At 51.0% G+C, this 13,348-nt stretch carries 4 tRNA genes and 7 rRNA genes; all 11 read left to right on the top strand.

The annotated features are described in order from the left end of the window. Positions 1-8 precede the first annotated feature (8 nt). The 11 genes from LN050_07750 to LN050_07700 all read left to right on the top strand — a co-directional run bounded on the left by LN050_07750 (position 9) and on the right by LN050_07700 (position 13,331). A 16S ribosomal RNA gene (locus LN050_07750) occupies positions 9-1,544 on the top strand. Between the two features lie 130 nt (positions 1,545-1,674). Then, positions 1,675-1,751 (top strand) — tRNA-Ile (locus LN050_07745). Positions 1,752-1,826: 75 nt separating this feature from the next. Continuing rightward, a tRNA-Ala gene (locus LN050_07740) sits at positions 1,827-1,902 on the top strand. 433 nt (positions 1,903-2,335) lie between these two features. After that, positions 2,336-5,217, top strand: a 23S ribosomal RNA gene (locus LN050_07735). A gap of 207 nt (positions 5,218-5,424) precedes the next feature. Further along, positions 5,425-5,537 (top strand): 5S ribosomal RNA (gene rrf, locus LN050_07730). A 364-nt stretch (positions 5,538-5,901) separates the two neighbouring features. Next, positions 5,902-7,438 (top strand): 16S ribosomal RNA (locus LN050_07725). A 130-nt stretch (positions 7,439-7,568) separates the two neighbouring features. Beyond that, positions 7,569-7,645 (top strand) — tRNA-Ile (locus LN050_07720). Between the two features lie 75 nt (positions 7,646-7,720). Next, positions 7,721-7,796: transfer RNA gene (locus LN050_07715), tRNA-Ala, on the top strand. A 433-nt stretch (positions 7,797-8,229) separates the two neighbouring features. Further along, positions 8,230-11,111: ribosomal RNA gene (locus LN050_07710) — 23S ribosomal RNA — on the top strand. Positions 11,112-11,318: 207 nt separating this feature from the next. Next, positions 11,319-11,431: ribosomal RNA gene (rrf, locus tag LN050_07705) — 5S ribosomal RNA — on the top strand. A 364-nt stretch (positions 11,432-11,795) separates the two neighbouring features. Further along, positions 11,796-13,331, top strand: a 16S ribosomal RNA gene (locus LN050_07700). Together the 16S, 23S and 5S rRNA genes with 4 tRNA genes alongside form the textbook arrangement of a ribosomal RNA operon. Positions 13,332-13,348 lie beyond the last annotated feature (17 nt).

The following is a 13,348-nucleotide window of genomic DNA, read 5'->3' as shown; positions in this document are numbered from 1 at the left end:
TCAAGATCGAACTAAAGAGTTTGATCCTGGCTCAGATTGAACGCTGGCGGTATGCTTTACACATGCAAGTCGAACGGCAGCATAGGTGCTTGCACCTGATGGCGAGTGGCGAACGGGTGAGTAATGCATCGGAACGTGCCCAATCGTGGGGGATAACGCAGCGAAAGCTGTGCTAATACCGCATACGATCTACGGATGAAAGCGGGGGACCTTAGGGCCTCGCGCGAATGGAGCGGCCGATGTTAGATTAGGTAGTTGGTGGGGTAAAGGCTCACCAAGCCGACGATCTATAGCTGGTCTGAGAGGACGACCAGCCACACTGGAACTGAGACACGGTCCAGACTCCTACGGGAGGCAGCAGTGGGGAATTTTGGACAATGGGCGAAAGCCTGATCCAGCAATACCGCGTGCAGGAAGAAGGCCTTCGGGTTGTAAACTGCTTTTGTACGGAACGAAAAGGCTCTCTCTAATAAAGGGGGCTCATGACGGTACCGTAAGAATAAGCACCGGCTAACTACGTGCCAGCAGCCGCGGTAATACGTAGGGTGCAAGCGTTAATCGGAATTACTGGGCGTAAAGCGTGCGCAGGCGGTTTTGTAAGACAGGCGTGAAATCCCCGGGCTCAACCTGGGAATTGCGCTTGTGACTGCAAGGCTAGAGTACGGTAGAGGGGGTAGAATTCCGCGTGTAGCAGTGAAATGCGTAGATATGCGGAGGAACACCGATGGCGAAGGCAGCCCCCTGGACCTGTACTGACGCTCATGCACGAAAGCGTGGGGAGCAAACAGGATTAGATACCCTGGTAGTCCACGCCCTAAACGATGTCAACTGGTTGTTGGGAATTTACTTTCTCAGTAACGAAGCTAACGCGTGAAGTTGACCGCCTGGGGAGTACGGCCGCAAGGTTGAAACTCAAAGGAATTGACGGGGACCCGCACAAGCGGTGGATGATGTGGTTTAATTCGATGCAACGCGAAAAACCTTACCTACCCTTGACATGTACGGAACTTTCCAGAGATGGATTGGTGCTCGAAAGAGAGCCGTAACACAGGTGCTGCATGGCTGTCGTCAGCTCGTGTCGTGAGATGTTGGGTTAAGTCCCGCAACGAGCGCAACCCTTGTCATTAGTTGCTACATTTAGTTGAGCACTCTAATGAGACTGCCGGTGACAAACCGGAGGAAGGTGGGGATGACGTCAAGTCCTCATGGCCCTTATGGGTAGGGCTACACACGTCATACAATGGCTGGTACAAAGGGTTGCCAACCCGCGAGGGGGAGCTAATCCCATAAAGCCAGTCGTAGTCCGGATCGTAGTCTGCAACTCGACTACGTGAAGTCGGAATCGCTAGTAATCGTGGATCAGAATGTCACGGTGAATACGTTCCCGGGTCTTGTACACACCGCCCGTCACACCATGGGAGCGGGTCTCGCCAGAAGTAGTTAGCCTAACCGCAAGGGGGGCGATTACCACGGCGGGGTTCGTGACTGGGGTGAAGTCGTAACAAGGTAGCCGTATCGGAAGGTGCGGCTGGATCACCTCCTTTCTGGAAACACATCAGACGAGTCTGATTCCATGCGTCCACACTTATCGGTTGTTAGAAAGATGTCATTGGCAGGTTGTGTGAACTGAGCTCGTTGGGGTTTGGTTTGTGCAAGTTGTTGGTGAACGTTTCTGGGTCTGTAGCTCAGCTGGTTAGAGCACTGTGTTGATAACGCAGGGGTCGTTGGTTCGAGTCCAACCAGACCCACCAGTGTGTATAGGTTGTTGCGCTATCGGTAGAGATGGTCGACGGTTTATATGTCTTTCTTGCACGCATCAAGAGTTTGGGGGATTAGCTCAGCTGGGAGAGCACCTGCTTTGCAAGCAGGGGGTCGTCGGTTCGATCCCGTCATCCTCCACCACTTCATAGTGTTGATAACTGTTTAGGGTTTATCGGTTGTAACGTTAACAGCGTTATGTGTCTTGTCATGAGTCAATAACAAAGCGGCTTTCTGGGAGTGGATCCTGGGAAGCGATTTTGTTATTGGTTGATCTTGATTAATCAATGTTGTTGTTTGGTTTGTTCGCAAGGGCAAGACAGATGACACGGCTGTTCTTTAAAAATTCATAGAGTCGAAATCAGCGTTGCTGACGGAAGATGCACATTCGTAAAGGTTTTATGCATCACCGTGCCGTCAGCAACAATTTTTGATTGCGTCAACGAATATTTCAGTTTGCAAAAAAGTTCTTAACGTGAACTGCGAATTGAATACGGCATAAATAACGTGAATACGTTCCTTGATGTGTAACTTGGTATTTTGCGCGCAGAGATGCGTGCAGAGGTCAAAGTTATAGGGTCAAGTGAATAAGAGCATATGGTGGATGCCTAGGCGATGATAGGCGATGAAAGACGTGATAGCCTGCGAAAAGCTTCGGGGAGCTGGCAAATAAGCTTTGATCCGGAGGTGTCTGAATGGGGAAACCCACCCTTAGGGGTATCACATACTGAATACATAGGTATGTGAGGCAAACCGAGTGAACTGAAACATCTAAGTAGCTCGAGGAAAAGAAATCAACCGAGATTCCGAAAGTAGTGGCGAGCGAAATTGGAAGAGCCTGTTAGTGATAGCGCGATGTTTAACGGAACCGTTTGGAAATGCGGGCCATAGTGGGTGATAGCCCCGTACGTGAAAAGCAACGCGTGGTACTGAGCTAACGACAAGTAGGGCGGGACACGTGAAATCCTGTCTGAATATGGGGGGACCATCCTCCAAGGCTAAATACTCATCATCGACCGATAGTGAACTAGTACCGTGAGGGAAAGGCGAAAAGAACCCCGGGAGGGGAGTGAAATAGATCCTGAAACCGTATGCTTACAAAAAGTAGGAGCCTCTTTATGGGGTGACTGCGTACCTTTTGTATAATGGGTCAGCGACTTACATTCAGTGGCAAGCTTAACCGAATAGGGAAGGCGTAGGGAAACCGAGTCCGAATAGGGCGAATTAGTCGCTGGGTGTAGACCCGAAACCAAGTGATCTATCCATGGCCAGGATGAAGGTGCCGTAACAGGTACTGGAGGTCCGAACCGACTAATGTTGCAAAATTAGCGGATGAGCTGTGGATAGGGGTGAAAGGCTAAACAAACTTGGAAATAGCTGGTTCTCTCCGAAAACTATTTAGGTAGTGCCTCAAGTATTACCGACGGGGGTAGAGCACTGTTTTGGCTAGGGGGTCATGGCGACTTACCAAACCAAGGCAAACTCCGAATACCGTTGAGTACAGCTTGGGAGACAGAGCACCGGGTGCTAACGTCCGGACTCAAGAGGGAAACAACCCAGACCGCCAGCTAAGGTCCCTAAAATTGGCTAAGTGGGAAACGAAGTGGGAAGGCTAAAACAGTCAGGATGTTGGCTTAGAAGCAGCCATCATTTAAAGAAAGCGTAATAGCTCACTGATCGAGTCGTCCTGCGCGGAAGATGTAACGGGGCTAAGCCAGTTACCGAAGCTGCGGATTTGCAATTTATTGCAAGTGGTAGGAGAGCGTTCTGTAAGCCTGTGAAGGTGGATTGTGAAGTCTGCTGGAGGTATCAGAAGTGCGAATGCTGACATGAGTAGCGTTAAAGGGGGTGAAAAGCCCCCTCGCCGTAAGCGCAAGGTTTCCTACGCAACGTTCATCGGCGTAGGGTGAGTCGGCCCCTAAGGCGAGGCAGAGATGCGTAGCTGATGGGAAACAGGTCAATATTCCTGTACCGATTACAAGTGCGATGTGGGGACGGAGAAGGTTAGCTCAGCCAACTGTTGGATATGTTGGTTCAAGCCTGTAGTCATGCCTGGTAGGCAAATCCGCCGGGCTAAGATGAGGGGTGATAACGAGGGTGCTTGCACCTGAAGTGAGTAATACCATGCTTCCAGGAAAAGCCACTAAGCTTCAGCTTGTAACGACCGTACCGCAAACCGACACTGGTGCGCGAGATGAGTATTCTAAGGCGCTTGAGAGAACTCTGGAGAAGGAACTCGGCAAATTGACACCGTAACTTCGGGAGAAGGTGTGCCCTGAGTCAGTGAAGGACTTCGCGTCTGGAGCTAAAAGGGGTTGCAAAGAATAGGTGGCTGCGACTGTTTATTAAAAACACAGCACTCTGCAAACACGAAAGTGGACGTATAGGGTGTGACGCCTGCCCGGTGCTGGAAGATTAATTGATGGGGTGCAAGCTCTTGATCGAAGTCCCAGTAAACGGCGGCCGTAACTATAACGGTCCTAAGGTAGCGAAATTCCTTGTCGGGTAAGTTCCGACCTGCACGAATGGCGTAACGATGGCCACACTGTCTCCTCCAGAGACTCAGCGAAGTTGAAATGTTTGTGATGATGCAATCTCCCCGCGGAAAGACGGAAAGACCCCATGAACCTTTACTGTAGCTTTGTATTGGACTTTGAACAGATCTGTGTAGGATAGGTGGGAGGCTTTGAAGCGTGGTCGCTAGATCGCGTGGAGCCAACGTTGAAATACCACCCTGGTGTGTTTGAGGTTCTAACCTAGGTCCATTATCTGGATCGGGGACAGTGCATGGTAGGCAGTTTGACTGGGGCGGTCTCCTCCCAAAGTGTAACGGAGGAGTTCGAAGGTACGCTAATTACGGTCGGACATCGTGATGATAGTGCAATGGCATAAGCGTGCTTAACTGCGAGACTGACAAGTCGAGCAGGTGCGAAAGCAGGACATAGTGATCCGGTGGTTCTGAATGGAAGGGCCATCGCTCAACGGATAAAAGGTACTCTGGGGATAACAGGCTGATACCGCCCAAGAGTTCATATCGACGGCGGTGTTTGGCACCTCGATGTCGGCTCATCTCATCCTGGGGCTGTAGCCGGTCCCAAGGGTATGGCTGTTCGCCATTTAAAGAGGTACGTGAGCTGGGTTTAAAACGTCGTGAGACAGTTTGGTCCCTATCTTCCGTGGGCGCTGCAGATTTGAGGAAGCCTGCTCCTAGTACGAGAGGACCGGAGTGGACACACCTCTGGTGTATCGGTTGTCACGCCAGTGGCATTGCCGAGTAGCTAAGTGTGGAAGAGATAACCGCTGAAAGCATCTAAGCGGGAAACTCGTTTCAAGATGAGATCTGCCGGGGCCTTGAGCCCCCTAAAGAGTCGTTCAAGACCAGGACGTTGATAGGCTGGGTGTGGAAGTGCAGCAATGCATTAAGCTAACCAGTACTAATTGCTCGTGAGGCTTGACCCTATAACTTTGAGGACGTGGCTGTTGGCTGAAAAGCTGCAAGCTGCGCTCTGTCAGAGTGCAACACTGGAATGGATTCCAGTTGTTTATGCCAAGCTCGTTGGCAGCAATCAAAAAGTACCGATTTCGATTCTATGAATTCGTTTGCTCTGTTGAGCGCGTGTCCCTGAAGGGGGTGCAAGCACAAGACAGGGCGGACAACCGTTTATGCCTGATGACCATAGCGACGTGGTACCACTCCTTCCCATCCCGAACAGGACAGTGAAACGCGTCAGCGCCGATGATAGTGCGGATGCCCGTGTGAAAGTAGGTCATCGTCAGGCTCTTACAACTAGACAACGCCTCAGTCTTCGACTGGGGCGTTTCTTATTGCTGTAGGGTCTGTGCGCCCGTGAAGGGTGTGCAGGGTACAGTTTCTTGAGTGTTGGCAAAATATTTTTAAAAATACTTGCAAGCACCCAAAAAAGTGTGTCATAATCGAGGGCTTCGCTGATCGCGGCGGGGCTTTTAGAGAAAAAGGTTCATTAACAAATTACAGCCGATAAGCGTGGGCGTTTGGAGTTAGCGACGTGCTGACAGTTCTTAGGAACACAACAAACGCTCACTAGAACAGTAAAGATGTGGAGTCAATGACTTCATGTTGGTTTTAATGAGTGGCCAAGTTTACTTGGCAAACAATTCAAGATCGAACTAAAGAGTTTGATCCTGGCTCAGATTGAACGCTGGCGGTATGCTTTACACATGCAAGTCGAACGGCAGCATAGGTGCTTGCACCTGATGGCGAGTGGCGAACGGGTGAGTAATGCATCGGAACGTGCCCAATCGTGGGGGATAACGCAGCGAAAGCTGTGCTAATACCGCATACGATCTACGGATGAAAGCGGGGGACCTTCGGGCCTCGCGCGAATGGAGCGGCCGATGTTAGATTAGGTAGTTGGTGGGGTAAAGGCTCACCAAGCCGACGATCTATAGCTGGTCTGAGAGGACGACCAGCCACACTGGAACTGAGACACGGTCCAGACTCCTACGGGAGGCAGCAGTGGGGAATTTTGGACAATGGGCGAAAGCCTGATCCAGCAATACCGCGTGCAGGAAGAAGGCCTTCGGGTTGTAAACTGCTTTTGTACGGAACGAAAAGGCTCTCTCTAATAAAGGGGGCTCATGACGGTACCGTAAGAATAAGCACCGGCTAACTACGTGCCAGCAGCCGCGGTAATACGTAGGGTGCAAGCGTTAATCGGAATTACTGGGCGTAAAGCGTGCGCAGGCGGTTTTGTAAGACAGGCGTGAAATCCCCGGGCTCAACCTGGGAATTGCGCTTGTGACTGCAAGGCTAGAGTACGGTAGAGGGGGGTAGAATTCCGCGTGTAGCAGTGAAATGCGTAGATATGCGGAGGAACACCGATGGCGAAGGCAGCCCCCTGGACCTGTACTGACGCTCATGCACGAAAGCGTGGGGAGCAAACAGGATTAGATACCCTGGTAGTCCACGCCCTAAACGATGTCAACTGGTTGTTGGGAATTTACTTTCTCAGTAACGAAGCTAACGCGTGAAGTTGACCGCCTGGGGAGTACGGCCGCAAGGTTGAAACTCAAAGGAATTGACGGGGACCCGCACAAGCGGTGGATGATGTGGTTTAATTCGATGCAACGCGAAAAACCTTACCTACCCTTGACATGTACGGAACTTTCCAGAGATGGATTGGTGCTCGAAAGAGAGCCGTAACACAGGTGCTGCATGGCTGTCGTCAGCTCGTGTCGTGAGATGTTGGGTTAAGTCCCGCAACGAGCGCAACCCTTGTCATTAGTTGCTACATTTAGTTGAGCACTCTAATGAGACTGCCGGTGACAAACCGGAGGAAGGTGGGGATGACGTCAAGTCCTCATGGCCCTTATGGGTAGGGCTACACACGTCATACAATGGCTGGTACAAAGGGTTGCCAACCCGCGAGGGGGAGCTAATCCCATAAAGCCAGTCGTAGTCCGGATCGTAGTCTGCAACTCGACTACGTGAAGTCGGAATCGCTAGTAATCGTGGATCAGAATGTCACGGTGAATACGTTCCCGGGTCTTGTACACACCGCCCGTCACACCATGGGAGCGGGTCTCGCCAGAAGTAGTTAGCCTAACCGCAAGGGGGGCGATTACCACGGCGGGGTTCGTGACTGGGGTGAAGTCGTAACAAGGTAGCCGTATCGGAAGGTGCGGCTGGATCACCTCCTTTCTGGAAACACATCAGACGAGTCTGATTCCATGCGTCCACACTTATCGGTTGTTAGAAAGATGTCATTGGCAGGTTGTGTGAACTGAGCTCGTTGGGGTTTGGTTTGTGCAAGTTGTTGGTGAACGTTTCTGGGTCTGTAGCTCAGCTGGTTAGAGCACTGTGTTGATAACGCAGGGGTCGTTGGTTCGAGTCCAACCAGACCCACCAGTGTGTATAGGTTGTTGCGCTATCGGTAGAGATGGTCGACGGTTTATATGTCTTTCTTGCACGCATCAAGAGTTTGGGGGATTAGCTCAGCTGGGAGAGCACCTGCTTTGCAAGCAGGGGGTCGTCGGTTCGATCCCGTCATCCTCCACCACTTCATAGTGTTGATAACTGTTTAGGGTTTATCGGTTGTAACGTTAACAGCGTTATGTGTCTTGTCATGAGTCAATAACAAAGCGGCTTTCTGGGAGTGGATCCTGGGAAGCGATTTTGTTATTGGTTGATCTTGATTAATCAATGTTGTTGTTTGGTTTGTTCGCAAGGGCAAGACAGATGACACGGCTGTTCTTTAAAAATTCATAGAGTCGAAATCAGCGTTGCTGACGGAAGATGCACATTCGTAAAGGTTTTATGCATCACCGTGCCGTCAGCAACAATTTTTGATTGCGTCAACGAATATTTCAGTTTGCAAAAAAGTTCTTAACGTGAACTGCGAATTGAATACGGCATAAATAACGTGAATACGTTCCTTGATGTGTAACTTGGTATTTTGCGCGCAGAGATGCGTGCAGAGGTCAAAGTTATAGGGTCAAGTGAATAAGAGCATATGGTGGATGCCTAGGCGATGATAGGCGATGAAAGACGTGATAGCCTGCGAAAAGCTTCGGGGAGCTGGCAAATAAGCTTTGATCCGGAGGTGTCTGAATGGGGAAACCCACCCTTAGGGGTATCACATACTGAATACATAGGTATGTGAGGCAAACCGAGTGAACTGAAACATCTAAGTAGCTCGAGGAAAAGAAATCAACCGAGATTCCGAAAGTAGTGGCGAGCGAAATTGGAAGAGCCTGTTAGTGATAGCGCGATGTTTAACGGAACCGTTTGGAAATGCGGGCCATAGTGGGTGATAGCCCCGTACGTGAAAAGCAACGCGTGGTACTGAGCTAACGACAAGTAGGGCGGGACACGTGAAATCCTGTCTGAATATGGGGGGACCATCCTCCAAGGCTAAATACTCATCATCGACCGATAGTGAACTAGTACCGTGAGGGAAAGGCGAAAAGAACCCCGGGAGGGGAGTGAAATAGATCCTGAAACCGTATGCTTACAAAAAGTAGGAGCCTCTTTATGGGGTGACTGCGTACCTTTTGTATAATGGGTCAGCGACTTACATTCAGTGGCAAGCTTAACCGAATAGGGAAGGCGTAGGGAAACCGAGTCCGAATAGGGCGAATTAGTCGCTGGGTGTAGACCCGAAACCAAGTGATCTATCCATGGCCAGGATGAAGGTGCCGTAACAGGTACTGGAGGTCCGAACCGACTAATGTTGCAAAATTAGCGGATGAGCTGTGGATAGGGGTGAAAGGCTAAACAAACTTGGAAATAGCTGGTTCTCTCCGAAAACTATTTAGGTAGTGCCTCAAGTATTACCGACGGGGGTAGAGCACTGTTTTGGCTAGGGGGTCATGGCGACTTACCAAACCAAGGCAAACTCCGAATACCGTTGAGTACAGCTTGGGAGACAGAGCACCGGGTGCTAACGTCCGGACTCAAGAGGGAAACAACCCAGACCGCCAGCTAAGGTCCCTAAAATTGGCTAAGTGGGAAACGAAGTGGGAAGGCTAAAACAGTCAGGATGTTGGCTTAGAAGCAGCCATCATTTAAAGAAAGCGTAATAGCTCACTGATCGAGTCGTCCTGCGCGGAAGATGTAACGGGGCTAAGCCAGTTACCGAAGCTGCGGATTTGCAATTTATTGCAAGTGGTAGGAGAGCGTTCTGTAAGCCTGTGAAGGTGGATTGTGAAGTCTGCTGGAGGTATCAGAAGTGCGAATGCTGACATGAGTAGCGTTAAAGGGGGTGAAAAGCCCCCTCGCCGTAAGCGCAAGGTTTCCTACGCAACGTTCATCGGCGTAGGGTGAGTCGGCCCCTAAGGCGAGGCAGAGATGCGTAGCTGATGGGAAACAGGTCAATATTCCTGTACCGATTACAAGTGCGATGTGGGGACGGAGAAGGTTAGCTCAGCCAACTGTTGGATATGTTGGTTCAAGCCTGTAGTCATGCCTGGTAGGCAAATCCGCCGGGCTAAGATGAGGGGTGATAACGAGGGTGCTTGCACCTGAAGTGAGTAATACCATGCTTCCAGGAAAAGCCACTAAGCTTCAGCTTGTAACGACCGTACCGCAAACCGACACTGGTGCGCGAGATGAGTATTCTAAGGCGCTTGAGAGAACTCTGGAGAAGGAACTCGGCAAATTGACACCGTAACTTCGGGAGAAGGTGTGCCCTGAGTCAGTGAAGGACTTCGCGTCTGGAGCTAAAAGGGGTTGCAAAGAATAGGTGGCTGCGACTGTTTATTAAAAACACAGCACTCTGCAAACACGAAAGTGGACGTATAGGGTGTGACGCCTGCCCGGTGCTGGAAGATTAATTGATGGGGTGCAAGCTCTTGATCGAAGTCCCAGTAAACGGCGGCCGTAACTATAACGGTCCTAAGGTAGCGAAATTCCTTGTCGGGTAAGTTCCGACCTGCACGAATGGCGTAACGATGGCCACACTGTCTCCTCCAGAGACTCAGCGAAGTTGAAATGTTTGTGATGATGCAATCTCCCCGCGGAAAGACGGAAAGACCCCATGAACCTTTACTGTAGCTTTGTATTGGACTTTGAACAGATCTGTGTAGGATAGGTGGGAGGCTTTGAAGCGTGGTCGCTAGATCGCGTGGAGCCAACGTTGAAATACCACCCTGGTGTGTTTGAGGTTCTAACCTAGGTCCATTATCTGGATCGGGGACAGTGCATGGTAGGCAGTTTGACTGGGGCGGTCTCCTCCCAAAGTGTAACGGAGGAGTTCGAAGGTACGCTAATTACGGTCGGACATCGTGATGATAGTGCAATGGCATAAGCGTGCTTAACTGCGAGACTGACAAGTCGAGCAGGTGCGAAAGCAGGACATAGTGATCCGGTGGTTCTGAATGGAAGGGCCATCGCTCAACGGATAAAAGGTACTCTGGGGATAACAGGCTGATACCGCCCAAGAGTTCATATCGACGGCGGTGTTTGGCACCTCGATGTCGGCTCATCTCATCCTGGGGCTGTAGCCGGTCCCAAGGGTATGGCTGTTCGCCATTTAAAGAGGTACGTGAGCTGGGTTTAAAACGTCGTGAGACAGTTTGGTCCCTATCTTCCGTGGGCGCTGCAGATTTGAGGAAGCCTGCTCCTAGTACGAGAGGACCGGAGTGGACACACCTCTGGTGTATCGGTTGTCACGCCAGTGGCATTGCCGAGTAGCTAAGTGTGGAAGAGATAACCGCTGAAAGCATCTAAGCGGGAAACTCGTTTCAAGATGAGATCTGCCGGGGCCTTGAGCCCCCTAAAGAGTCGTTCAAGACCAGGACGTTGATAGGCTGGGTGTGGAAGTGCAGCAATGCATTAAGCTAACCAGTACTAATTGCTCGTGAGGCTTGACCCTATAACTTTGAGGACGTGGCTGTTGGCTGAAAAGCTGCAAGCTGCGCTCTGTCAGAGTGCAACACTGGAATGGATTCCAGTTGTTTATGCCAAGCTCGTTGGCAGCAATCAAAAAGTACCGATTTCGATTCTATGAATTCGTTTGCTCTGTTGAGCGCGTGTCCCTGAAGGGGGTGCAAGCACAAGACAGGGCGGACAACCGTTTATGCCTGATGACCATAGCGACGTGGTACCACTCCTTCCCATCCCGAACAGGACAGTGAAACGCGTCAGCGCCGATGATAGTGCGGATGCCCGTGTGAAAGTAGGTCATCGTCAGGCTCTTACAACTAGACAACGCCTCAGTCTTCGACTGGGGCGTTTCTTATTGCTGTAGGGTCTGTGCGCCCGTGAAGGGTGTGCAGGGTACAGTTTCTTGAGTGTTGGCAAAATATTTTTAAAAATACTTGCAAGCACCCAAAAAAGTGTGTCATAATCGAGGGCTTCGCTGATCGCGGCGGGGCTTTTAGAGAAAAAGGTTCATTAACAAATTACAGCCGATAAGCGTGGGCGTTTGGAGTTAGCGACGTGCTGACAGTTCTTAGGAACACAACAAACGCTCACTAGAACAGTAAAGATGTGGAGTCAATGACTTCATGTTGGTTTTAATGAGTGGCCAAGTTTACTTGGCAAACAATTCAAGATCGAACTAAAGAGTTTGATCCTGGCTCAGATTGAACGCTGGCGGTATGCTTTACACATGCAAGTCGAACGGCAGCATAGGTGCTTGCACCTGATGGCGAGTGGCGAACGGGTGAGTAATGCATCGGAACGTGCCCAATCGTGGGGGATAACGCAGCGAAAGCTGTGCTAATACCGCATACGATCTACGGATGAAAGCGGGGGACCTTAGGGCCTCGCGCGAATGGAGCGGCCGATGTTAGATTAGGTAGTTGGTGGGGTAAAGGCTCACCAAGCCGACGATCTATAGCTGGTCTGAGAGGACGACCAGCCACACTGGAACTGAGACACGGTCCAGACTCCTACGGGAGGCAGCAGTGGGGAATTTTGGACAATGGGCGAAAGCCTGATCCAGCAATACCGCGTGCAGGAAGAAGGCCTTCGGGTTGTAAACTGCTTTTGTACGGAACGAAAAGGCTCTCTCTAATAAAGGGGGCTCATGACGGTACCGTAAGAATAAGCACCGGCTAACTACGTGCCAGCAGCCGCGGTAATACGTAGGGTGCAAGCGTTAATCGGAATTACTGGGCGTAAAGCGTGCGCAGGCGGTTTTGTAAGACAGGCGTGAAATCCCCGGGCTCAACCTGGGAATTGCGCTTGTGACTGCAAGGCTAGAGTACGGTAGAGGGGGTAGAATTCCGCGTGTAGCAGTGAAATGCGTAGATATGCGGAGGAACACCGATGGCGAAGGCAGCCCCCTGGACCTGTACTGACGCTCATGCACGAAAGCGTGGGGAGCAAACAGGATTAGATACCCTGGTAGTCCACGCCCTAAACGATGTCAACTGGTTGTTGGGAATTTACTTTCTCAGTAACGAAGCTAACGCGTGAAGTTGACCGCCTGGGGAGTACGGCCGCAAGGTTGAAACTCAAAGGAATTGACGGGGACCCGCACAAGCGGTGGATGATGTGGTTTAATTCGATGCAACGCGAAAAACCTTACCTACCCTTGACATGTACGGAACTTTCCAGAGATGGATTGGTGCTCGAAAGAGAGCCGTAACACAGGTGCTGCATGGCTGTCGTCAGCTCGTGTCGTGAGATGTTGGGTTAAGTCCCGCAACGAGCGCAACCCTTGTCATTAGTTGCTACATTTAGTTGAGCACTCTAATGAGACTGCCGGTGACAAACCGGAGGAAGGTGGGGATGACGTCAAGTCCTCATGGCCCTTATGGGTAGGGCTACACACGTCATACAATGGCTGGTACAAAGGGTTGCCAACCCGCGAGGGGGAGCTAATCCCATAAAGCCAGTCGTAGTCCGGATCGTAGTCTGCAACTCGACTACGTGAAGTCGGAATCGCTAGTAATCGTGGATCAGAATGTCACGGTGAATACGTTCCCGGGTCTTGTACACACCGCCCGTCACACCATGGGAGCGGGTCTCGCCAGAAGTAGTTAGCCTAACCGCAAGGGGGGCGATTACCACGGCGGGGTTCGTGACTGGGGTGAAGTCGTAACAAGGTAGCCGTATCGGAAGGTGCGGCTGGATCACCTCCTTTCTGGAAACACATCAGAC

The organism is Comamonadaceae bacterium M7527 (assembly GCA_021044545.1).
Classification (GTDB): Bacteria; Pseudomonadota; Gammaproteobacteria; order Burkholderiales; family Burkholderiaceae_C; genus RS62.
This window is presented reverse-complemented; position numbering and strand designations above follow the sequence as displayed.